The sequence below is a fragment of the Agrobacterium sp. SORGH_AS 787 genome, from assembly GCF_030819035.1.
GTDB classification, from domain to species: Bacteria; Pseudomonadota; Alphaproteobacteria; order Rhizobiales; family Rhizobiaceae; genus Agrobacterium; species Agrobacterium larrymoorei_B.
The window spans coordinates 58,615-81,916 of record NZ_JAUTBG010000002.1; the positions used below are offsets into that span (position 1 = coordinate 58,615).

Sequence of the window (23,302 nt, forward strand, 5' to 3'; positions counted from 1 at the left end):
TTGGTGCAACTGGTCATGGTTTTTCTATAAACAGCGGTTTTTGATCTGACAAGTAATCTTCGACACGACAATCGATCTATTTTGCGGCCTGATCGTCTTCGACTTTTTCGGAAATCCACTGCGCCAGAAGGGATTGGCGTGTAGTGCCTAGCCTTACTGCCTCTGCGTCGATTTTTTTCAAAAGCCATTTTGGCAAATCGACCTCAACATGCTCGACCTCCACACCGGGACGCTTCGCTTGCGATCAGTCAACATAGTCGCTCACATCCTCCCCGTCATCAAACCGTCGGTCCAGCTCTTTAACACTCATCGTTTTCATGAAGCCTTCCGCATAGCAAAGACCGCCCGCTGCAGCGCCAGCATCAGCCCTCCGCCGAGCAGTCCCCAGAATGCGCCGGAAATTCCCCCGAAGGAAAGCCCGGATGCCGTAACGAGGAATGTGATCGCCGCCGCCTCCCGGGTTTCCGGCTCCTTGAAGGCCGCAACCGCTGAGCCCGAAAAGGCACCGACGAGTGCCAGACCCGCCACCGCTTGAATGAGAATGGGCGGCGCCAATGCGACGAAGGCCGTCACGACACCGGCAAGCAGGCCAAAGATGATGTAACCCACGCCACCGATGATCGCCGCCCAGTAGCGGCGCTTTGGATCGGGATGGGCATCCTCACCCGCGCACATGGCGGCGGTGATGGCAGCGAGATTGACCGCATGGCCACCAAAGGGCGCGGAGAGAAGCGAGAAGAAGCCGGTCGTTGCAAAAAGCGGCCCAGGCTGCGGATCGTAATGGTTGACCTTCAGTACTGCGATGCCGGGAATGTTCTGCGAGGCCATGGTAACGATGAAGAGCGGCAAAGCGATAGAAACGACCGCATGCAGGCTGAACGTCGGTGTCACCCATTCCATCGGCGGTGCCAGAGATTGCGCCAGCGCGTCAAACGCTCCAGAGGGAATCTCAACGCCAAAGATCATCACCAGAACGAAAGCGGCAAGCGCTGCTGGCACGGCGAAAAGCCGCTTGAAGGCCCCGACGACGATCCAGGCCAGGATGATCGGCAAGCCGAGCGCCGGATTGAACCCGATGGCTTTGATCGGCGCAAAGCAGAGCCCGATGATGACGCCGGAGAGCATGGCATTGGCAAGCGACGCTGGAATGGACGCCACTGCACGGCCGAGCGGGCGGAACAGCCCGGCGATGATGATGAAGGACGCGCAGATGATAAAGGCGCCCACAGCAGCCGGAAACCCGCCCTCGATCACGCCCGTCGTCGCCAGCAGTGCTGCTCCGGGCGTGGACCATGCGATACTGACGGGCAATCGGGTCGTCACCGACAGCACGATGGCGCAAAGCCCCATCGAAACCGACAGCGCCATCAAGCCCGACGCCGCCTCGAAGTCCGTCGCGCCGACCGCCTTCAACCCTTGCAGCACCACGGCAAAGGAACTGGCAAAGCCGACGAAAGCCGTGAGGCAGCCCATGAAAAGGGCCTGAAGGGAGAAATCTTTGAACATGGTCTACCCGAAGAATGATCGAGGTAAAGGCTGACCAAAAAACGGAGAGTCGTGCAAGGCCAATGCAGCCATTCCAAGTACCGCCCGACACCCTCGCCAGGCTGCAAAGAAAAGCCCGTGCCAGCTTTCACCGGCAAGGGCTTTGAATTCAGATCGAAACGTCTCACAGTCTGTTCAAGAATTGTCGTTGGTGAGACGAAAATGGTGATTTCGAGAACTGGAGCACAGCGTACTTAAGGTACGTGAGCACCGGAAGCGCAGAAATTGCCATTTGCAGTCCACCAACGGCGATTATCGGATAGACTGTCAGACTTCCGACTGGTGCTCGACTATCTTGCCGACGAGACCGTAGGCCACGGCATCGTCTGCGCCGAGCCAGTAATCGCGATCGATGTCCTTTGCGATCTTTTCTTCCGTCTGGCCGGTGGCCTTGGAGAAGATCTTGATCAGGCGCTGGTTCATCTTGATGATTTCACGCGCCTGGATTTCGATATCGGACGCCATGCCGCGCGTGCCACCGGAGGGTTGGTGCAGCAGGAAGCGGGTGTTGGGCAGGCAAAGACGACGTTCCTTTGGCACCGAGACGTAGATCAGTGCGCCAGCAGATGCGACCCAGCCCGTGCCGATAATATAGACCTTCGGCTTGATGAACTTGATCATGTCGTGGATGCTGTCGCCGGACTCGACGTGGCCGCCTGGCGAATTGACGTAGACGCGGATGTCGTCGTCACTGGCAGCAGCAAGGGCGACAAGCTGCGTGCAGACTTTCTGCGCCAGTTCCTGGGTAATACCGCCATAAATGAAGATCGAACGCGACTTGAAAAGATTCGCTTCCGTTTCCTTACCGATCGGCAGTTCCTTGCTCTTGTCGTCTTCTTCTTCGTTCATACGGACGGTCTCCAACATAATTCATTGCCTATCGGACATAGTGTGATTTGTGTCGTAAAACAATGAGCGAAAAAGACAAGGCGCGGAACTGCTTAATAAAAGCGGTCGATCTAGGGGCCACCGGTAAATGCCGCATGGACAGGCTCTTCCCAATTGACATATCGTTGTCGTCGAACGGTGCGGTCGTCATCCCAAGGACGACAGGCACCGGACCAGACATTCGAAGAGGGAACGATGTTCAAAAGACTTATTCTTGCCGGTGCCAGCCTTGGCGCCACCGCCCTGCCCGCTTTCGCCCATCTCAACCCGGAAGAGCACGGCTCCTTCATGGCAGGCGTCTCGCACCCGCTCTTTGGTGCCGACCATATCCTTGCCATGGTGGCAGTTGGTCTCTGGGCATCGCAGATCGCCACCGCCGAAGGTCGTAGAAACGCATTGTGGGCCGTCCCGGCGGCCTTTGTCGGCACCATGGCAGTCGGCTTCTTCATGGCCGTCTATGGTGTTCACCTGCCCTTCGTCGAACCTGCGATCCTCGCTTCCGTCATCGGCCTTGGCCTTCTGGTCGCGGTCGCTGCCAGGCTGCCGACTGTTGCGGCAGCCGCCATTGTCGGCGTCTTTGCCCTCTTCCACGGTCACGCCCATGGTGGCGAGCTTGGAGCCGCGGGAGCGCTACAGTTCGGTATCGGCTTCATGATCGCCACAGCCCTTCTGCATCTCTCCGGTGTGGCGCTCGGCCTTGGCGTCTCGCGCTTCGGCTCTATTGCCGCGCGGATTGCTGGCGCCCTGACGGCGCTTGCCGGTCTCTCCCTCGCCTTCGGCGGATGAGGTATCGGATTACAGAAATGTAAGAAATCGGGGCTTTGAAAAACCCGATTTGAACTCTACCTCCTTGGTATGCGTTTCTCGACGTGCCAAGGAGGCAAGAGATGTCACCAGAAGAAACCCAACTGCTCAAGGGCCTGTTCGACAGGATCAGGACCGCATCGTCCACCCCGCGTGACCCGGAAGCTGAAGCGCTGATCGATCAGTCGGTTCGCGACCAGCCGCACGCACCCTATTATCTTGCACAGGCTGTCATCGTGCAGGAGAAGGGCTTGGAGGCAGCCGCCGCCCACATCAAGCAGCTCGAAGAGCGGATTCACCAGCTTGAAACCGGCGCTGGCGACCAGCAGCGCGGAACCCAGGGCGGCTTTCTCAGCTCCATTTTCGGCACCAGCCAGCCGCAGGCGCCCGCTCCTGCCCCCACACCCCAGCCACCACAGCCGCAGTCGGTCTATCGCAACGACATGTCCGGCCAGACGGCTGGACCGTGGGGCAGAAGTCCAGATGTACAGCAGCCGAGCGGTCCATGGAGTCAGCAGGCCTCCGGCTTCGGACGCTCCGGCGGTGGCGGCGGCTTCCTTCAGGGTGCGCTCGGAACCGCAGCCGGCGTTGCCGGCGGCATGCTGCTTGCCAATTCGCTGAGCGGCATCTTCTCCAACCACATGGCGTCATCCGGTTGGGGTTCGCCCTTCTCCGGCGGCAACCCGCTTGGCAATGCGCCGGTGGAGGAAACCGTCATTAACAACTATTACGGCGACGACCCGCAGCAGGCCAACGCCGACAATGGCAACGACGTGCAGCAGGCCGATTATACGCCCGATGACAACGATACGGGCTATGACGATAGCAGCAACGACATGGACTTCGACTCAGGCGACGATAGCTCTTTCGTCTGAGCCTTCGCGAGACTTCACGGTCCGTTCAAGAGTTTTCGTGGGTCTGCTGAAAATGGTGATTTCGAGAACCGGTGCTCACGCACTTAAGGACGTGCGCACCGCAAGCGCAGAAATTGTCATTTGCAGACAACCAACGGAGATTCTGGGATAGGCTGTCAGCCGCGACCCCGATAGGTCGCCACGCCTTGATCCGGCAGCCAGACGCCTTCGGGCGCTGGTCCGGTCTGCCAGAAGACATCGATCGGGATACCACCGCGCGGATACCAATAGGCACCGATGCGTAGCCATTTGGGTGCCAGCAGATCGACAAGGCGCTTGGCGATATAGATCGAGCAATCCTCGTGGAAAGCGCCGTGGTTGCGGAAGGAATGCAGGAAAAGCTTCAGCGACTTCGATTCCACCAGAAAATCACCGGGAATGTAATCGATGACGATATGGGCGAAATCCGGCTGTCCGGTCATCGGGCAGAGCGAGGTGAATTCCGGCGCGGTGAAACGCACCACATAATCGGTTCCGGCATTGCCATTCGGCACGCGCTCCAGAACGGCACTTTCTGGATTTTCAGGGGCTGCGACCTGCGCGCCCAACTGAGACAGGCCGGATACATCCGTGACTGACATGGCTTAAACTCCTGGTTCTCAAACATTGACCCTGACGCCATGCGCCTGTTCGCTTTCAGGCTCCACATGGATGGCAAGTGTGGCGCCGGGTATCACGCCCCTTATGGCATCTTCAAGGCGGTCGCAAATCTCATGCGCCGCACCCACCGACATGCTGGCCGGAACGACCACGTGGAAATCGATGAAGGCTGCAGCCCCTGCCCGGCGCGTCTTCAAGTCATGCACGTTGAGAACGCCTGCCGAATTCTCGGCAATGGCCTTCTTGATCGCCTCATCCTCCTCCGGCTCCACCGCCTTGTCCATCAACCCGCCGAGAGAATGGAGAATGACCTTGGAGCCCTGGATGAGAATATTGATGGCAACCAGAATGGCGAGCAGCGGATCGAGGATCGCGTAACCCGAGACAATTGCCAAAACGAGGCCGATCAGAACGCCGATCGAGGTGACGACATCCGACATGATGTGATGACCATCGGCCGTGAGCGCAGGTGACGCGTGCTTGCGCCCCACCCGGATAAGAAGGGTTGCCCAGACGGCATTCAGCCCGCCGGCAAAGGCATTGATCGCCAGACCCAGCACCGGTGCTTCCGGCAGGCGGGGCTCGAACAAGCCGCCCCAGGCCTCCTTGACGATCAACAGAGCGGCGACGACGATCAGGACGCCCTCGACCACGGCAGAGATATATTCTGCCTTGTGGTGTCCGAACTGGTGGTCGTCGTCGGCGGGCTTCTGCGCATAGCGGATGACGAAATAAGCAATGAAGGCCGCCACAACATTGACGGTCGATTCCAACCCGTCGGAAAGCAGCGCAACCGAGCCGGTCACCCACCATGCCGACAGTTTCAGTCCGAGGACGAGAAACGAAAACGGGATGCCCCAGAAAGCCAGCTTTCGGACGAGAGCGTTACCTTCAGCATTCATGACGAAACCCCGTGCAGATGCAAACGAATTGCAGAAATGGACCTTAAAACGCACGAACCGCCCGCACGAGGGGTCGTGCGGGCGGTTCGCTGTTGACCCGTTCTATGATTTAATCTTGCCGGAGGGTCAAGCGCTTTTCGCCTCTTGCCGCTCGCAGAAGCGAATGCGGTTGCCAAATGGATCGGTCACCTCCATCTGCTTGCCCCAAGGCAGCGTCTCGACGCCCGGCTTCATATAGGTGTAGTCCTTCGCTGCCAGTTCCCGCTGATAGGCCTGCACGCCGACGGTTTCGACAAAGACAGTCGAGCCAGGCGTCGCATCGCCATGATGTCCGCTCAGATGAAGGACGAGGCCTGCACGCGAGATTTGCATGTAGAGCGGAAAGTTCTCACCGAAGCGATGCTCCCAATCCACTGAGAAGCCGAGGAAGTCGACATAGAACTCGCGGGCCTTGGCTTCATCGAATATACGAAGGATCGGGCAGGCTCTGCCGAAGGATGGTGTATTGATATTGTTCGGCATCTAGAATTCACTTTTTGAGAAACTGAAGAGTGCATCAGGCTCTCTGCCGACACCGCGTCACTTGGACAGGATCATTTCGGCGAGACCCCGTAGATCTGATAGGCGCTTGCCATCCGATCTTGCTCCGTTCGGTCAGGAAACAGCCGATAACTGGGAGCCAGGATGCGAGACACTTTTTCGACCTGAATAGAGATCAGGTTGCGGATGGGAAAATCCTCACCCGCCATTTTCAGGACCTCGGCGCCGACGACAGGATAATCGGGATGATCGGAGGCGATGATGAAGGCCTGTCCCTTCACCTTGAAGCCGCGCTGGCGAAAGACATCAATGAAACTAACGCATACCGCGGGATGGGAGCGGATATTTCGAACCGTGTTGCTGGACGCAATATCCGCGACGATAATCCGATCATCCCCGTAAGAGGAGAAGATTTCCTTGGGCGTAACATTGGGCGTACCCTCTGCATCGACGGTTGCCAGCCAGCACAAGACCGAATTTGCGATATCGGTCCTCATGGCATCGTTGATCTTCAAATGTTGCCGCGTTCCATCCATGACAGGACGCCCTCTTCAGACAAGCTGGAAATGCTTTCCAAATACGATTTCGTTCAATCGACTTCACTAAACTTTGCTCAATAGCAGTTTGATACCCGCAAAGCCGAAAAAGAGCGCGAGCGCCGTCTCGATGGAGCGCTTGGCCTTCTGATAAATCCGGATGGCAGGAGCAGTGGAGAACAGCAAGGCATAGCCGCAGAAGACCACCAGACCGAGCAATGCACAGCCTCCGACGATTGCGGCGAGCGTAGCCGGGCCAGCACCGGGTTTCAGGCCAAGAGACATGACGGCCAGCCATCCGAGAACCGCCTTTGGGTTGGTGAGATGCAACAAAAGGCCACGGCGGTAGAGCTTTCCATAATCCGCTTTACCGCCCGCATCGGCGTTAATCCCCGCTTGCGGCGCGTTGATGAAAGCGGAGCGTGCAGACTTGTACGCCAAATACAGCAAATAGATCCCACCCGCGATCTTGATGACGAACAGTGCATTGGCAAAGGAAGCCAGCACGGCAGAAAGGCCAGTGGCCGCAATGGCAGCCCAGGTGAGAGAGCCGGTCATGACTCCGAGAGCGAGCACGACAGCCGGTGCCCGGCCTTGGCTCATGGCGACGCCCATGATCGTCATGTTGCTCGGCCCAGGGCTTGCCGTCGCGATGATATAGGCAGCGTAGACGATCAGAAGTTGGTGGAGGTCGAGCATGGACTTGGCTTTCTGCGCGCGAAGATTTGAGAGCATATGTCACCCCAGTGGTGGGGTTGTGTCAATTCGGGGTGGGGCGAAGCGTTGGATGTTTGAGAATGTCGCTCACCCCCCTCTGTCGTGCCGGACATCTCCCCCTCAAGGGGGGAGATCAAATCGCGGCGAAGTTTTTGCCCTTCTGAGCGCTTGAGTATGAAGTTGGGAGTTCGCTTTTGGTCGATCTCCCCCCTTTGAGGGGGAGATGTCCGGCAGGACAGAGGGGGGCAGCAACGGTGCTAACCGGCTCGACTATCACTCATCGCTATCTCCCGACCGAGAGAAGCCTCTGGAAAAAACGCCCGCATCATCATGCAAGCGCAAAGACCTCGTTAAAAGCCAGGGCAAAGGCGTCCACCACCCTGTGCCGATCCCCGCCTGCCGAAGTGCTGCAGCCGTCCAGATGTTACAGCCCACCAGCACGTTAAAAGCGCCTTCCGCCTCGAAAAACGCATCGTCCCTGCCATAAGACTGGCCGATGAGCGGGACCTCCCTACCCTCCGGACGCGAAAAGCTCGCAACAATAAAATCGAGCATTTTCGCATATCCAGCGGCGGACAGATCGACCGCCATGACGCTCGGATCGAACAGCGGAATATTGCCGGCAAGCGCCACATGCATCACCGACCGATCGACGGTGAAACTCTTCAACACAGGCATGGGTTTAAGATCGGCCCATGTCGGTGTCTGCGTGTAGAACGCCCGGCCGCCCCAACCGAAGACGATATAGCGAAGACCGGGGTGATTGAGCTCCAGGCTGCCGTCGCGCAGAAAGGCAAATCGTGTCAGTAAGTCCGCATCAACCGGCACGGCGATATCGGTGTGGATCGGATTGCTGAGCACCAGGATGCGACGGGATGCGTCCGCAGGTGAAGCGATGTCAGAGTGGGCTGGGTGCCTTGGCACGGCAACCCCAAGCGCGAGGCCCGTAACGGCGAGAGCAAACACAATAAATATATATTTGAGGATGTTCACCAACGCTCACGCGATCAGGAGAAATGGCGGCGCCCAAAGTCCCCGCCAGGAACCAAGGCGCCGCCATGGATGAGTGTCAGGCCGCCTTGGTTCTCGCCTTGCGCACCAGATGCGTCACCACATTCTCGATCATCCGCATGCCGGCATCGCCACCAAGCGTCATGATCGATTCCGGGTGGAACTGCACTGCGGCCACCGGCTCCTTCATGTGCTCGATGCCCATGATCGTGCCGTCTTCGCTTTCGGCCGTGATCATGAAATCGCGGTGAAGCGTGGCCGGATCGGCAAAGATCGAGTGGTAACGACCGACGGTGACTTCGCGGCCCAGACCGGAAAAGACGAGACCCGGCTCCAGAACGCGGATGCGCGAGGGCTTGCCATGCATCGGGATCGCCAGTTGACGAAGCTCGCCGCCATAGGCTTCGGCCAGCGCCTGGAGCCCGAGGCAGACGCCGAAGATCGGCAACTCGCGTGCACGCGCAGCCTTGATCGTCGCCTTGCAATCGAAATCGCCGGGGTTGCCCGGTCCGGGTGAGAGAACCACGAGATCCGGCTGGAAGCGATCGAAGATTTCCGCTGGCACCGGTGTGCGAACGGTCGAGACCGTCGCACCCGTCTGGCGGAAGTAATTCGCCAGCGTATGCACGAAACTGTCTTCGTGATCGACCAGCAAGATCTTGACGCCCGTTCCGACCTTGGCCGCATCGCGCTTGCCGACGGTCGAATTCTGGGCTTTTGCATCGCGAATGGCTGCAATCATGGCCGATGCCTTCAGTTCGGTTTCCGCTTCTTCTTCCTGTGGAATGGAATCGTTGAGCAGTGTTGCCCCTGCCCGCACTTCCGCAATGCCATCCTTGATGCGGATGGTGCGCAGCGTCAGGCCGGTATTCATGTCGCCATTGAAGCCTACCATGCCGATGGCGCCACCATACCATGCGCGTGGGCTCTTTTCATGGTTTTCGATGAAGCGCATCGCCCAGAGCTTTGGCGCACCGGTCACCGTCACAGCCCAGGCGTGGGACAGGAAGCCGTCGAAGGCGTCCATATCGTCGCGCAGGCGCCCCTCGATATGGTCCACCGTGTGGATCAGACGGGAATACATCTCGATCTGGCGGCGGCCAATGACCTTGACGGAGCCCGGCTCGCAGACACGGCTCTTGTCGTTGCGGTCCACGTCCGAGCACATGGTCAGTTCGGACTCATCCTTCTTGGAATTCAACAGCTTGAGGATCTGCTCGCTATCGGCGATCGGATCGTCACCGCGCTTGATGGTGCCCGAAATCGGGCAGGTCTCGATGCGGCGACCGGAGACGCGCACGAACATTTCCGGCGATGCGCCGACCAGATATTCCTGATGGCCAAGATTGATGAAGAAGGAATAGGGCGACGGGTTGATCGCCTTGAGGCGACGGGAAATCGCCGATGGATTGCTGTCGCAGCGCTCCATGAACTTTTGGCCCGGCACCACTTCGAAGAGATCACCACGGCGGAAGCTTTCCTTCGCCTTGATCACCAGTTCGGAATACTCACCGGGGTGATGATCGCCGCGCGGCGGGATCGTATCGGTGGTCTTGAACGGCTCGGGCGTGGTCTCCTCAGACTTGCCCTCGGTCGTCAGCCCAGCCTTCTCGAAGTCGTAGCGGTCGATCCAGGCCTTGGCGGAATAGTGATCCACCACCAGAATTTCATCCGGCAGGAAGAGCACCATGTCACGCTGGTCTTCCGGGCGTTGCAGCGACAGCTTGATCGCGTCGAACTGAAAAGCCAGATCGTAGCCGAAGGCACCGAAAAGGCCGATGGCCGAATCCGCATTGGAGTAGAACAGATCGACAATGGCACGAAGCGGGGTGAAGACGGTCGGAATTTTGGAACGCTCTTCTTCGGTGAAGACACGGTCCGGTTCGTTGACCGTCAGATCGAGACGGCGGGCGGTCAATGCGCCGAGCGTCAGATCCGGGGTTGCTTTCAGCTTGTCGGCAATGAAGGACAGCAGCACTTCACCGCGGCCATTATAGGCTTCGATCCACATCTTGCGACCGAAGGAGGAAATGCCAAGTGGTGGATCGATAATGGCCGTGTCCCAACGGGTATAGCGACCGGGATACTCATAATTGGACGAGAAGACCGCGCCGCGACGGGAGTCGAGACCATCGACATAGCTGTCGATTGCGCTGGCGTAATCGGCTGCGCGACGCTTGCGTGAGACCTTGATGCCGCCCTTCGTCTCGTAGATTTCCGAACCGTCATCCTGAGTGATTGTAACCATTTTACCTGCAATTCCCGTGTTTTAGACCCGATGATGACCGGCGGCAGAATAACAAAAAAGCCGCCTGAAATTTCGGGCGGCTTGGACGTGTCGTGTGAACATGACTGGTCAAGGCCGCCTTAGCTGCCCCACCACCAGATCGCAATGTTCTTCGACGTTGTGTTCATGGGCGAAATTGTTAGCGGCAATAGGCCCGCTTGGCAAGCGGATTTGCGGGCGGCTTCTGAACCGGAACGCCCATTGGCGCGTTGTCGCTTTCGCGCAACCATCTGCGCAACAGGGGGCGACAGATCGACATGCTTCATCGTTTCTTCATTCTGGCTGCGGCATCGCTGCTGATTGCCGCAGCGGAACCGACAAAACAGGTTCCCGTTCCGGAAGCAAAGCCGCAACAGGAAACGCCTGAACAGCCGACCTCGCCGGATAAAACCGAGAAGGCGCCCGAGCAGGTCTCTCCGCCAGCAGAAAACACAGTCCCAAAGCCGCAGGACAAACCGGAGACGCCAAGCCCCCAAGCCCCGTCACCAGCCGATGGCAACAAGCCGGGCGAGAAGACACCGCCGGAGACAAAGCCAGATGCCGATGGAAAAGCAGTCGAGGAAAAGCCTGGTGAAGAGAGAAAGGCCGAAGAGCCTGCCCCAGAACCGGTGAAGGAAGAAGACCGGGAAGAACTCAAAGCCTGCCTGTCGCAACTGAAGGAGCTTGGCGCCGAGTTTCAAGAGATCGAGCCGATCAAGGGCGAGGAAGAGGGCTGCGGCATTGCCTCCCCCTTGGAGGTCTCCGCGGTTCTGCCCGGCATCAAACTGGAGCCGAAGGGAACGATGCGCTGCGAGGCAGCGCTTGCGCTTTCACGCTGGACAAAGAATGTGGTCATCCCGACCGCGAAGATCGCCATGCCCGACCGGCAGGTCACGGCATTCGGCAATGCATCCACCTATATTTGCCGCAACCGCAACAGTGCGGCGACCGGCAAGATGTCCGAGCACGCCAAGGGCAATGCGGTGGACATCGCCACCATGACCTTCAACAAGGGCGAGCCCCTCGTGATGAAACCGCGCGGCGAGGACGGCACCATGGAAGGCGCCTTCCAACGCTCCATCACCACCGCCGCCTGCCTCTTTTTCCGCACCGTGCTTTCACCCGGAAGCGATGCCACCCATCAGGACCACCTGCATCTGGATGTGCTGGAGCGGAAGGGTGGGTACTTGTATTGCCGGTGAAGTGCGAAAGGCGAGGAACTCCCTCGCCTTTCGTAGATAAATCAGACCAATCAGAATTTCTGTGTCAGAGAAATTTTGAAGCTGCGGCCCGGCTCGGAATAAAAATCGACGGGTTGGTTGCTACTTGAGACGGAGGTCGGATTGACGTCGCGAACACCGACCGCGTTCCAGTACTTCCGGTCAAATATATTATAGACACCTGCCTGAATGCGGAGACCTTTGGTCTGCGTCGGCTCCCACCATGCCGTAAGGTTAGCTATGCCATAGCCGGGCGCGTCGAAGGTTGCTGGTTTATGGTCATCGCGCATTCCGGAAGCGAATATTCCGGTCAGCTCAGTTCCCCAGAAATCGTTGGCGTAACCGATGCCGACGATAGACTTGAATGGTGCAACCGTGCGGATCAACTCGTTATTATCGGTATCTTTTCCATAAGCGTAAGCAAGAGAGGCATGAGCGAAGAAGCCGCTGGAAAATTCCTGTCGAACCTTCGCCTCCACACCGGATATCTCCACGTGCGCCCGGTTACGATAGGTGAATAACGTTCCATTCGGGCTGCCACCGGCACCCGGGAAAAGCGCCGTGGTTGTTTGATACTGCTCAATGAAGTTCCGATATTGGTTATGGAATGCAGTCACGCCGCCGGTGGTATCGCCACTCTGATATTTCGCGCCGATTTCGAAACCGTTGCTGGTTTCCGGCTCAAGATAGGGATTACCCACAACGGCATAGCCGCGGGCTATATTGGGGAAGCTGAGATAGAGTTCGTTCACCGTGGGAGCGCGGTAGGCGGTAGACCACTGCGCGAAGACCTGAACCTCCGGCGTAAGATCATAACTCGCCATCAGTTTCGGTGAAAACCGCGAGCCATTGCGGTCCTGGGGTAGTCCGAGAGTGGCGTAGGAGGAGTGCGTCGCGATGTCGCCCGACGGATCGTAATCGAAATAATCGAAACGGATTCCGGGTGTCAGGCGAAAGCCGCTCGCACCGAAAGATATTTCGTCTTCGGCGTAAAGACCCAGGCGATGTCCATCGACATGCGGAATATCGGCAGAGGATGCAGCGGCGGAAGAGCCCGTGACAGAGGTGAACCACTCCTTGAAATCGAAGGTAGAGGCATCCCCCCCGATACGAACGGTGTGGTCGAGATTACCCGTATCGAAGCTCGATGTCAGTCCACCGACGAGCCCGAAACTACTGTCGCGCATGAAGTCTTCGCGTGCGATGGGCTGAGCGTTTAGCTGTAAGCCACCGGAACCGGACTCTTTCGACAGAGCCTGCCAATATGCCGTCAGCCGCGCAGTGTCGATCATTGCATCTACTGATGGCGCCTCATACTCGTAATCGAGAGAAAGCCGTTCACGAAGCGTGTCGTCATAACCGGAATAAGCGCCAGGCAGATAGGTTCCGTACAACGTTTTCAGTTCGGTGTCGCTGTTTAACTGGTAGCGTTCCGCCGTCACTCCGATCCGGTGTCCGCCCTCGAGGTCCTGACGAAGCTTAAACATCAGATTATTCTGGTCGTAATCGCCGGGATTCGGTTTGGTCCGGCTCGTACCGAATATGTCAGCACTACCCTTGTTGTCTGTCTCATGCCCACGCTTGTAGGAGCCCTGGAACAAAACGGATGTATTCTCGACTTTTCGCGCGGCCGCCAGTGCGCCGCCAATACTCCTGTCCTCGCTGTCATAGGTGGTTTTAGCGACCCCACCCCAATCGCGCCCTTCACCGATCAAGTCTTCAGGCTCCAGCGTTCGTAGCACGAGTGCACCTGCCAAAGCGCCGGAGCCTACGCGGCTGGAGTCGGAGCCACGCAGAACATCGACTGCAGACAGCGCAGAGAAATCGAAACTGGAGGCTCCGCTGCTCATGGTCGATGTTGCCTGACCTGCACGGGCAAAGTTCTCAAAGAACGGGATGGGTATGTTGTCAACCATGGTCACGACGCGCGCGCCACCCAGGCCGCGAATAAACAATCCGCCGATTTTGCCCGGCTTGGGATCGACGTAATCGACGCCCGGTTCAGTCGTGTTGCCGAGATCACTGAGGTTACCAATATCCTTTTTGCGAATGGCTTCTGCAGTCGTCTCGCTCGCGAGAGGCGTATCCGACGAGGCGGTGTTACCGGGCTTCGCCCGCGCACCCTTGATGGTAATTCGTTTCAGCACCGTGGGCTGTTGTCCGTCCTGCGAGGAAGCGGTCTGCGCCTCTGCGCTGACGCTATTGAGCACGAGCGCGAGCGCCGTGCAGACGAACAAGGCGGATTGAGAACCGCGGATAAGCATGATGACCCCCTGATGCCGAGCAGCAAGAGGCGCGCGCAATGGTACGCGCGACAGCCTCAAGGCCAGCTCGACGGATATGTGCTGAAATGTGACGGCTGAGCCGCAGGGGAGAATTAGAAAACATGATTATGTGAGTCAACATAATAAATATGATTACAATAGTCATCATTTTGTGATCTGCGATTTGTTGCAAAATTGTTACGCCAAGCGCCCTGTGACATCAGGTTTATGCCGCGGGGAAGCAGCCCATGATAAACAGAATGTGTAGGGTGCTGGGGCCTTGAAGATCAGTTTCTTCCGCTTAAATCACCGATTCACCTACACGCATTTTACCCCAACGCGAGCCAAGGGCGCCCCGCCAACATGAAATCACTTGAACTCATTATCGAACGAATCATTCTTTCGAGCCGCTGGCTTCTGGTTGTCTTTTATTTCGGCCTGGTGGCAGCGCTTGGCGTCTATGCCTTTTCCTTCATCCTGAAGTTTCTCAAGATCGCGCAAAACGTTTTCGTCTACACCGACGCAGAAATGATCCTTGCCATGCTGGCCTTGATCGACGCCGCACTCGTCGCAAGCCTGATCGTCATGGTGATGATCTCCGGCTATGAAAACTTCGTCAGCCGCTTCGATGAAGCTGACGATCAGGTCTCCTTCCTCGGAAAGCTGGATGCAGGCAGCCTCAAGATCAAGGTCGCCTCCTCAATCGTCGCGATTTCCTCGATCCATTTGTTACAAATATTCCTGAACGCCAACCAATATGCCGACAGCAAACTGATGTGGTTCACCGTCATCCATCTCGCCTTCGTTGTTTCCGCCGTCATGCTGGGCTTTCTGGAAAAGCTGATGAACAAGCCGAAGGCCGTCAAAACCGATCTCGACATCTGATCGTCCGTCTGAAGGCACTGACCGATGCGGACGCGGGAAATAAGCGAGCCAAAATAGGGAGCTCGCTCCTGTCAGCAGGTTGCGAATGCGTTCAGCCTACGGAAGAATTGAAACTATTAAAAAACGCCATGCTAACCAAAGTCGGGACTATTGGAAATTATGGGTGGAAATTTGTTGCCTTTCGTCTATTTCTTGATGTTAACATATAAACCTTATCGAATGTAATCAATATGACGACACTGGAACGGCAGTCGGTATTTAGTCAGGAGATAGCGGCTTCGCAGAACCGTCCTGAGTGGCTGCAGACCGTGTCCCGCCTCGCGAAGACATTCGGCTTCATCCACACCACTTTGATGAAGGTGCCGACGCAAGGTGACGATACGCTGCAGCCGGTGCTTTTAGAGACGACAATACCTGTCGGCTTCATTCGCAGCGTCGATCAACATCACAAGCTGAATGATTGTCCTATCCTGGCGAAAATCGCCAACTCTTCATTGCCGCAATATTGGTGCTTCGAAGACGATATCCCCGTGCCGCCCTACAGCGCGGCGATCAAGAAGTTGATGGAGAAGTACGGCATCGTCAGCGGTGTCATCGCCCCCATCAATGGCCTGAATGGCCGGCGCTACGTTCTGCGCTTCGAAGGAGATTGCTCAAAGCCCAATCAGACCGTGCTGAATGAAATCGGCATCGTCGCCATTCATGCCTTCGACGTTTATGATCGTATCCGCAAGGCGGAACTGGTGGCGCCCAAAACGCTGACGAAGCGCGAGATCGAAGTCATTCGCTGGACATCCCACGGAAAGACGTCTTCCGAGATTGGACAAATCCTTTCGCTGTCCGACCACACGATTAATGCTTACCTCAACAATGCGATCAAAAAGCTGGATTGCGTCAACCGAACCCAGCTCGTTGCCAAGGCCATCCGCCTGAAGGTGATTAACTAATCATCGCCGCAAGCGTCGGCGATCTCGCGGTTCGCTTATGACGCTACACGTCTTTGCGCGATGGCGTTCCGCAACCGCAAAACCGCCGAATAGAGCTACGAGACGTCTCAAGCGCTCCGCGATCACCCGCGGAGCGCCCCACGATAGCGTGTTTAAAGCGCGTCACAATCCTTCAGATTCGCTCCTTGCGCTTTAAGCTTGTCGCATGTCGGCATCGCAAAACCGCTGCGTAGTTTTGCTTGGACCATGCTTCAGCGATCCAGCACTGAGCGCAGCTCGACGAGATTGGAGCGAACTCTCAGCACATAGAAGCCCATGGTCGCCAGATGCGATGGCATGATCCATCCGCTTTCATCGCCATTGGAGATGATAAAGGGCTGGATTCGAAGTGCAGCCCGCGTCTGGGCCAACGTGTCGTTCCACAGGCTGGTCACGTTACGCTCGCGGATAACCTGCTGGAAATCTGCGCCAGCGGCGGAGAGAATGCCGTAATAGCCGTAGAGCTGGCCATAAGCGAACCAGAAGCGGTCGTCGGCGCGCGTGTCGAACCAGCCGCCGTTGTAATTCTCGGAACGCTCGCGAAGGATTGCGGACGTGCCGCCGATATCGTTGGCGATGCGGTCTATGAACTGGATGAGGTTGTCAGCCCGCGTATCGAAAACAGAGGTGCATTGAGCAAGGCTGACATTGAACTTGCGCAAACTTTCCGCTGCTGAGCGGTAATAGCTCGGTGTCGGCGTTTTGGGGCCGAAGGGGCTGAGACCGAAATACCAAGAATACTCGTCATATTGCAGATTGCCGCGGGCGTTTTGCAGGTCGTTATTGATGCCGGACGTTCCGCGCACGCGACCGAGCGTATCGACAAGTTCGACCGCGGTACGGCGAACAGCCTGGTTCACGCCGCGCTGGAACGAGGCCTTGTTGTCCAGAAAAGGCGTGCTGTCCCAGTCGATGCCGAAGAGGCCGAGCTTGTAGAGCAGCATCGAGGAGATCCAGGCATTCTGATCGACGTTGAAATCGATCAGCCCTGCCGCGACGTCTACGGTCGCGGACGGCTGGCAACTGCGGGCAACCGGGGCTGCGGCAACGGGGGCCGGCGCGGTTGCAGTTCCCTCGGTGGTGGACTGCCCCTGCGCTTGCGCGTCCGTTTGCGCCTGCGGCAAGGTTGCTGGCGTGGCAGGCAGCTCCTGGCCGGCACCGACGGTGCGGGTCGACAGCTTGTAATCTTCAACGTAATCCGGATTGAAATTCGTCCAGACCTGCGTTTGCCAGATAAAGTAGCCGTAGAGACCGAAGATAAGCACGAGACCGACAGCAAGCGGCGCCTGTATCATCCATGTCCGCGCGCCGGCAGATCCTTGCCTGGCGCGGAACGGCCAGATCAGCGCCGCGCCAAGAACCGACAGACCTCTTCCAAGCGCGCTGAAAACACGTCTGAAGAACGCCGAAACGGAATCAAGCATCTCTACCTCTCTCGATTGTCACCAAACGGCCAACTCCAATTGTGAGTAAAGCTCCGTTCTCAAATAGGTGCGCGCGGCATGGATACAACGCAGCACAGGTATCTTTTTACCGTCCACGTCCTTCAATCGCCACAACGCGAGACCGTTCTATCCTGTAGCGGCGAGCGAAGGCTTCGGTGACAGGTTGCTTCCGCTTGTCGATATCATCGAGGGTGATGGCATTATGCGCGTGGATCTTGATCAGATCGAGAAGATGGGGACGTAGCGAAGCATCATTTTCTGTGATGTCCCGCATCAGCCCATCGAGCGTCATGGTCACGGCGCCGTAGAGTTGAATGGCCCGCTCCATCGCAAGCGACAGCATGTTATAGAGCATGGCATGACGCCGACAATCGCTGGGTGGCGCTTTGAGACAGCGATTCCTGCAACAGAATCTGCTCCTCCAGCCGTTGGTGGCGGGCTCTCAAGAGCTGATAGGATTTTTCTTGCTCTTCCAACTCCAGTGACAGGCCTTCCCGCTCGGCTTCCAGTGAAGCGCGGCGCTTGTCGTCGGTGACGCTGCCAAGCTTCCACTGGACGGTTGCAAGCGACGCGTTGATCTCCTTTAGCCGCTGACGCCCCGCCTCTATCTCGGCTGACGATGTGCGCCGCCTTTCCATGATCGCAAGCAGCGGCGCTTCGCATGTCTCGTGAAGCTTCGAAGCGGCAGTTTTCTCGTCCGACAAAAGTACCGCCACATCATCCGAAAGAAATAGCAGCCGCTTCAATGTTTCGGCAATCGCAAACGTCTTCACCCGTTCGGCCTGACGCTTCATGGCCTTATTGCGCGAGAAGAAAGCGACGAAATTCTCATAGCGTGTCCGCTCGCTGGCGGCGTCAAAACGCTCGAAGCACTTTTCTATGTCGCCCGAGAGATAGAGCGTAAGATTGGCAAGAGCCTTTTCGACCTCGTCATAGCGCACCATAACGGCGTCGAGTGCCTGGCGCTCCTTATCATGGCTGGCATCCGCGTCATCTGCGCCAAAGAGGGTCGAGATCTGTTGGAGCAGGCTGGCCTCGGCTGCGCGTGTGTCACCGATCGCGGCCTTGGCCTTTTCAATCTCGCTCTCAAGTGACGGCGTCTTCGCCATGGCAGGCTCTCTCCCGAATCGCTTGGGCAATAAAGCATGTCGCGCAAAACTGTGCAGCGGTTTTGCGATAACGACACACGATAAAACAAGAACCGAAGGCGTAGGAGCGAATCTGAAAGATCGCGACATGCATAAGGCCACAGGTTTCATATATCCACGAGCGGCCTCGTCTCAATGCGAGAGCATAAAGGAAAACAGACCTATAGATTGAGCTTTGCCAGTTCCGCATCCAGCCGTTCGCGTGCCTTCTTCGGCATTTTCCCAGCCTTTACCGCATCGAGGTTGGCAGGCTGATCGCCAACGACCACCAGCGCCACCATGCCCATGCCGAAATGCGGCGTGCACTTGAAGACATAAGCGCCCTGCCTGTCGACCGTCACCTTCAGCGTCTCGTTCATCTTGCCCTTGGCTTCCGCGAAACCCTCCGGCACCAGTTCCTTGATCGAAGCCGCATCATGGCCTTTGTCGACCGGAACGAAGCTGATGACGTCGCCCACGCCTGCTTTCACGGCAGCGGGCTCGAACACCATGGTCTGGCCATCCGCGCCCTTGTTCAGCATCTTGATCTCGATTTCGGCGGCAGTCGCCGGAAAAGTGAAGAAGCCGGCAATGGCGGCGGCGGTGAGAAGACGAAGAACGTGACTGTGCATTGCTCTTACTCCTGAAGTGGAACCGCCCGATGCGGTCTGCCTGCCACAGCTCCTACTCCCCCAAGCGCACGTCTTCTTTGACCAAAATCAAACGGAGCAGCGTGTCGCGCTTACGCGCATTCAACGGCCTCAACCCAGTGGCGGCGGCAGAAGGAAACATATTTCTCATTGCCACCGACATCGATCTGCGCGCCTTCCTTCACCACCTTGCCACTTTCATCGAAGCGCGCCACCATGGTTGCCTTGCGGCCGCAATGGCAGATGGTGCGGATCTCCCGAAGCTCGTCGGCAATGGCGAGAAGCTCCTTTGAGGCGGGAAAAAGCTTGCCCTGAAAATCTGTCCGCAGACCATAGGTCATCACCGGAATGTTCAGTTTGTCGGCGATCGTGGCGAGTTGCCAGACATGATGGTCGGAGAGAAAATTCGCCTCGTCGATGAAAACACAGGCGACCGGCTTCTCGCCATGCAATCGGGCCACCTCGGCAAAGATATCCGTGCTGTCTTCGAAGATCATCGCATCCGACGACAGGCCGATGCGCGAGGCCACTTTGCCAACCCCTGCCCGATTGTCGAAGGCGGCAGTGAAGATCAGCGTGCGCATGCCGCGCTCCTGATAATTGTAGGACGCCTGCAAGAGCATGGTGGATTTTCCGGCATTCATTGCGGAGTAGTTGAAATAGAGCTTGGCCATCATGCCCTCCAAACAGGTTTTTCAGGGTCTTTTGCCTCGCAGGGGCGGGAGAAGGAAGGGTGCCCCGAACAAAAGTCACAGCTTTCGCTCCACAGCATTGGCCCGAAAATCGGATTTGATTTTCGGAAAAGCACGATGCCTAAACTTCAAGAGACAGAGCCCCTGCATCCAAAAGGACGCATGTCGCTCTGTTCGTCGCAGTCGAGAGCGTGCAATGTCGCAAACAACACCGTCGCCCACGCAAATGCGCATGAGTTGATTGTGATTGGCGGATATTGATAATGGTCAGGGAACAAAAAAAAGGGATTACGCAATGCTTGCACATCAACGTCGCTGTCTGGCTCTTGCCGCGGCAGTTTCCGCAATCGCCGTCTTTTCCACCAGCGCGCATGCTGCCGAACCGGCAAGCTGCGGAACGGTTCGCTTCTCCGACGTCGGCTGGACCGATATCACCGCGACGACTGCCACGGCCTCCGTCATTCTGAAAAGCCTCGGCTACGACACCGACGTGAAGATTCTCTCCGTTCCGGTGACCTACACATCGCTGAAGAACAAGGACATCGACGTCTTCCTCGGCAATTGGATGCCGACCATGGAAGGCGATATCAAGCCTTACCGCGAGGACAAGTCGGTCGAGACGGTGCGCGAAAACCTGACCGGTGCAAAGTACACGCTTGCCACCAATGCCAAGGGTGCCGAACTCGGCATCAAGGACTTCAAGGACATCGCCGCTCATAGCAGCGAACTCGGCGGCAAGATTTACGGCATCGAGCCCGGCAATGACGGCAACCGCCTGATTCTCGGCATGGTCGAGAAGGACACCTTCGGCTTGAAGGATTTCCAGGTGGTGGAATCCTCCGAGCAGGGCATGCTGGCGCAGGTGGCTCGCGCCGACAAGTCCGGTGAGCCCATCGTGTTCCTCGGCTGGGAACCGCACCCGATGAACTCCAATTTCAAGCTGACCTATCTGACGGGCGGCGATGACGTCTTCGGTCCGAACCTGGGCGGCGCAACGATCTACACCAATGTCCGCAAGGGTTATCTGGATGAATGCCCGAATATCGGCACCTTCCTCAAGAACCTGCAATTCTCGCTTCCAATGGAAAACGAGATCATGGGCAAGATCTTGAACGACGGTATGGAAGGCGAAGCCGCAGCCACCGCATGGCTGAAGGCAAACCCGAGCGCCATCGAGCCATGGCTTGCAGGGGTTAAGACCAAGGACGGCAGCGGCGACGCGCTGGCCGCAGCCAAGAAAAATATCGGCCTGTAAGGGCCGTTTACCCGCCTGTTACGCCCGGCTTCCGACTGCTTAACGCGTCGGAAGCCGAATAGATGAACCCGTTCACGAAAGGCAAAATCTTACCGTGGAATGGCTCAGTGCACCCCAAAATCGTTTACCGGTCGGTCGTTATGCCAAAGAGGCAATTGACTGGCTGACCACAAATCTTTCTTTCTTTTTCGATTGGTTAGCCTTTATTTTCGGAAGCGTCATCGACGCCATCCTCTACTTGCTGCAGGCGCCCCACCCTCTCGTCATCGTGGCGCTTCTGACCGCACTTTCCGCCTGGATGCGCCGCTCCATCGGAATGCCGCTCTTCACCGCCCTCGGCCTGCTTCTCATCATCAATCTCGGCTATTGGAAAGCGACCACCGAAACGCTGGCGCTCGTCATTGCCGCAAGCACCGTCTGTATGCTGATTGGCATCCCGCTCGGCATCCTCGCGGCGCGACGCAGATGGGTCTATAGTTTCATGCGCCCGGTTCTGGACCTGATGCAGACGATCCCCACCTTCGTTTATCTGATTCCGGCGCTCGTCCTGTTTGGGCTTGGAATGGTGCCGGGGCTGATCGCCACGGTCATCTTCGCCGTCCCCTCCCCCATCCGTCTGACGCGACTTGGCATCATTTCCACGCCACCGGCGCTGGTGGAAGCCGCCGTCGCTTTCGGCGCCACGCCCTCGCAGGTGCTGCGCAAGGTGGAACTGCCTTTTGCCATGCCGCAGATCATGGCGGGCCTGACGCAGACCATCATGCTGTCGCTCTCGATGGTGGTGATCTCCGCACTCGTCGGCGCAAACGGTCTCGGCGTGCCGGTGGTTCGCGCGCTGAATACGGTCAACATCGCTATGGGCTTCGAAGCGGGTCTTTGCATCGTCATCGTGGCGATCATCCTTGATCGGCTCTTTCGCCTGCCAGGCTCGGAGGATGAGGTATGAGTGACGCAATCATCTTCGGAAACGTCGATATCGTCTTTGGCGATCATCCTGATCTGGCCCTACCCATGATCGATGCGGGGCGAACCCGCAGCGAAATCAACAAAGAGACCGGCCTTGTGCTTGGTGTGGCCAATGCTTCGCTCTCGGTCAAGGAAGGCGAAATCCTCGTCCTCATGGGGCTGTCGGGCTCGGGGAAATCGACGCTGTTACGCGCCGTCAATCGTCTCGCCCCGGTGGTGCGCGGCAATGTCAGCGTCAAGACCGATACGGGCTACGTCGATCCCTATCGGGCGTCATCCAAGGCGCTGCGGGATCTGCGCTCCCGCACCGTCTCCATGGTATTCCAGCAATTCGGCCTTTTGCCATGGCGCAATGTTGCCGATAATGTCGGCTTCGGGCTGGAGCTCTCGGGAGTGCCGGAGGCCGAGCGCAAGAAGCGCGTTGCCGAACAGCTCGAGCTCGTCAATCTCTCCGACTGGGCCAACCGCAAGGTGGGCGAACTTTCCGGCGGCATGCAGCAGCGCGTGGGTCTTGCCCGCGCTTTTGCCACCGGCGCACCGATCCTCTTGATGGACGAGCCGTTTTCCGCACTCGACCCGCTCATCCGCAGCCGACTTCAAGAGGAGTTGCTGGAATTTCAAAGCAGGCTGAAGAAAACGATCCTGTTCGTCAGCCACGACCTGGACGAGGCCTTCCGCATCGGCAATCGCATCGCCATGATGGAAGGTGGACGCATCATCCAGTGTGGCACGCCGCAGGAGATCGTGCGTAACCCTGCCACCCAGTATGTTGCGGATTTCGTTCAGAACATGAATCCGATTTCCATGCTGACAGCCGCCGATGTCATGCGCCGCGGCGTGACAGCCGATCACGGCAATAACCCGGTTGTGGCCACGGCCCGCCCTTCCCTGCCGCTGATCGACATCTTGGACGCCATGGCAAGACAGCCCGGCACGATCGGTGTCGTCGAACAGGGCGCGGTCGTTGGCACCATCACCTCGGAAGACATTGTCCGGGGACTGACGCGTCATCGCAACGTCTAAAGCAAGGTCCGTACAAAAATGCGCAACCGTTCTACGATAGCGACAGGCGGTAAAACAGAGAACTGA

At 57.6% G+C, this 23,302-nt stretch carries 23 protein-coding genes; 8 read left to right on the top strand and 15 right to left on the bottom strand.

All coding sequences use genetic code 11. From position 1 onward, the window contains the following. Positions 1-315: 315 nt before the first annotated feature. Together QE435_RS09680 and QE435_RS09685 are read right to left on the bottom strand one after the other, a co-directional pair. On the bottom strand, positions 316-1,506 hold the full coding sequence (locus QE435_RS09680; protein WP_349041207.1) for a benzoate/H(+) symporter BenE family transporter: 1,191 nt from the start codon (positions 1,504-1,506) through the stop codon (positions 316-318). 306 nt (positions 1,507-1,812) lie between these two features. Continuing rightward, entirely contained in the window at positions 1,813-2,394 is a 582-nt protein-coding gene (locus QE435_RS09685) for an ATP-dependent Clp protease proteolytic subunit (protein WP_306933775.1), read from the bottom strand. A 234-nt stretch (positions 2,395-2,628) separates the two neighbouring features. Here QE435_RS09685 and QE435_RS09690 point away from each other — a divergent pair, with 234 nt between their 5' ends. Together QE435_RS09690 and QE435_RS09695 are read left to right on the top strand one after the other, a co-directional pair. Continuing rightward, positions 2,629-3,219: a HupE/UreJ family protein gene (locus tag QE435_RS09690; RefSeq protein ID WP_349041208.1), complete on the top strand. Its 591-nt coding sequence runs from the start codon at positions 2,629-2,631 to the stop codon at positions 3,217-3,219. Between the two features lie 101 nt (positions 3,220-3,320). Next, the gene (locus QE435_RS09695) at positions 3,321-4,112 is read left to right on the top strand and encodes a DUF2076 domain-containing protein (RefSeq protein ID WP_349041209.1); all 792 of its coding nucleotides are present in this window, start codon (positions 3,321-3,323) and stop codon (positions 4,110-4,112) included. A gap of 155 nt (positions 4,113-4,267) precedes the next feature. On the opposite strand, the gene queF is transcribed toward QE435_RS09695, so the two are convergent. From queF to QE435_RS09730, 7 genes are all read right to left on the bottom strand, one after another. Continuing rightward, positions 4,268-4,732 (bottom strand): preQ(1) synthase, encoded by a 465-nt coding sequence (queF, locus tag QE435_RS09700; RefSeq protein ID WP_062426350.1) that lies wholly within the window; start codon positions 4,730-4,732, stop codon positions 4,268-4,270. Positions 4,733-4,750: 18 nt separating this feature from the next. Beyond that, a complete protein-coding gene (locus tag QE435_RS09705) occupies positions 4,751-5,653 on the bottom strand; it encodes a cation diffusion facilitator family transporter (RefSeq protein WP_349041210.1) in 903 nt (300 codons plus the stop codon). A gap of 126 nt (positions 5,654-5,779) precedes the next feature. After that, positions 5,780-6,175, bottom strand: coding sequence for a glyoxalase superfamily protein (locus QE435_RS09710; RefSeq protein WP_349041211.1), 396 nt, complete (start codon positions 6,173-6,175; stop codon positions 5,780-5,782). 71 nt (positions 6,176-6,246) lie between these two features. Further along, the gene (locus QE435_RS09715) at positions 6,247-6,690 is read right to left on the bottom strand and encodes a pyridoxamine 5'-phosphate oxidase family protein (protein WP_349041212.1); all 444 of its coding nucleotides are present in this window, start codon (positions 6,688-6,690) and stop codon (positions 6,247-6,249) included. 105 nt (positions 6,691-6,795) lie between these two features. Next, positions 6,796-7,464, bottom strand: a complete 669-nt coding sequence (locus tag QE435_RS09720; RefSeq protein WP_349041213.1) for a LysE family translocator — start codon at positions 7,462-7,464, stop codon at positions 6,796-6,798. A 255-nt stretch (positions 7,465-7,719) separates the two neighbouring features. After that, on the bottom strand, positions 7,720-8,439 hold the full coding sequence (locus tag QE435_RS09725) for a TIGR02117 family protein (RefSeq protein WP_349041214.1): 720 nt from the start codon (positions 8,437-8,439) through the stop codon (positions 7,720-7,722). A gap of 76 nt (positions 8,440-8,515) precedes the next feature. Continuing rightward, positions 8,516-10,705, bottom strand: coding sequence for an anthranilate synthase (locus QE435_RS09730; protein ID WP_349041215.1), 2,190 nt, complete (start codon positions 10,703-10,705; stop codon positions 8,516-8,518). 296 nt (positions 10,706-11,001) lie between these two features. On the opposite strand from QE435_RS09730, the gene QE435_RS09735 reads away from it, so the two are divergent. Continuing rightward, a complete protein-coding gene (locus QE435_RS09735; RefSeq protein ID WP_349041216.1) occupies positions 11,002-11,925 on the top strand; it encodes an extensin family protein in 924 nt (307 codons plus the stop codon). Positions 11,926-11,975: 50 nt separating this feature from the next. On the opposite strand, the gene QE435_RS09740 is transcribed toward QE435_RS09735, so the two are convergent. Beyond that, positions 11,976-14,207 carry a TonB-dependent hemoglobin/transferrin/lactoferrin family receptor gene (locus QE435_RS09740; RefSeq protein ID WP_349041217.1) on the bottom strand — a complete coding sequence of 744 codons (2,232 nt, stop codon included), beginning with the start codon at positions 14,205-14,207 and terminating at the stop codon, positions 11,976-11,978. A 363-nt stretch (positions 14,208-14,570) separates the two neighbouring features. Here QE435_RS09740 and QE435_RS09745 point away from each other — a divergent pair, with 363 nt between their 5' ends. Then, positions 14,571-15,092, top strand: a complete 522-nt coding sequence (locus tag QE435_RS09745) for a TIGR00645 family protein (RefSeq protein WP_349041218.1) — start codon at positions 14,571-14,573, stop codon at positions 15,090-15,092. A gap of 230 nt (positions 15,093-15,322) precedes the next feature. Next, a complete protein-coding gene (locus tag QE435_RS09750; protein WP_306933798.1) occupies positions 15,323-16,039 on the top strand; it encodes a LuxR family transcriptional regulator in 717 nt (238 codons plus the stop codon). Positions 16,040-16,290: 251 nt separating this feature from the next. Here QE435_RS09750 and QE435_RS09755 read toward each other — a convergent pair whose 3' ends face one another. From QE435_RS09755 to QE435_RS09775, 5 genes are all read right to left on the bottom strand, one after another. Next, positions 16,291-17,502, bottom strand: a complete 1,212-nt coding sequence (locus tag QE435_RS09755) for a DUF2333 family protein (RefSeq protein WP_306933799.1) — start codon at positions 17,500-17,502, stop codon at positions 16,291-16,293. Between the two features lie 106 nt (positions 17,503-17,608). Continuing rightward, entirely contained in the window at positions 17,609-17,878 is a 270-nt protein-coding gene (locus QE435_RS09760) for a hypothetical protein (protein ID WP_349041219.1), read from the bottom strand. Further along, positions 17,868-18,632: a hypothetical protein gene (locus tag QE435_RS09765; RefSeq protein WP_349041220.1), complete on the bottom strand. Its 765-nt coding sequence runs from the start codon at positions 18,630-18,632 to the stop codon at positions 17,868-17,870. The genes QE435_RS09760 and QE435_RS09765 overlap by 11 nt, the downstream gene beginning before the upstream one ends. A gap of 200 nt (positions 18,633-18,832) precedes the next feature. After that, entirely contained in the window at positions 18,833-19,282 is a 450-nt protein-coding gene (locus tag QE435_RS09770; protein ID WP_349041221.1) for a pseudoazurin, read from the bottom strand. Positions 19,283-19,392: 110 nt separating this feature from the next. Further along, positions 19,393-19,974, bottom strand: a complete 582-nt coding sequence (locus QE435_RS09775) for a thymidine kinase (protein WP_349041222.1) — start codon at positions 19,972-19,974, stop codon at positions 19,393-19,395. 313 nt (positions 19,975-20,287) lie between these two features. Here QE435_RS09775 and QE435_RS09780 point away from each other — a divergent pair, with 313 nt between their 5' ends. From QE435_RS09780 to choV, 3 genes are read left to right on the top strand one after another with little or no spacing between them, the layout of a single operon-like run. Then, positions 20,288-21,247: a choline ABC transporter substrate-binding protein gene (locus QE435_RS09780; protein WP_349041223.1), complete on the top strand. Its 960-nt coding sequence runs from the start codon at positions 20,288-20,290 to the stop codon at positions 21,245-21,247. 58 nt (positions 21,248-21,305) lie between these two features. Next, entirely contained in the window at positions 21,306-22,193 is an 888-nt protein-coding gene (gene choW, locus QE435_RS09785) for a choline ABC transporter permease subunit (protein ID WP_349042831.1), read from the top strand. Next, on the top strand, positions 22,190-23,236 hold the full coding sequence (gene choV / locus QE435_RS09790) for a choline ABC transporter ATP-binding protein (RefSeq protein WP_349041224.1): 1,047 nt from the start codon (positions 22,190-22,192) through the stop codon (positions 23,234-23,236). The genes choW and choV overlap by 4 nt, the downstream gene beginning before the upstream one ends. The last annotated feature ends 66 nt before the right edge of the window (positions 23,237-23,302 follow it).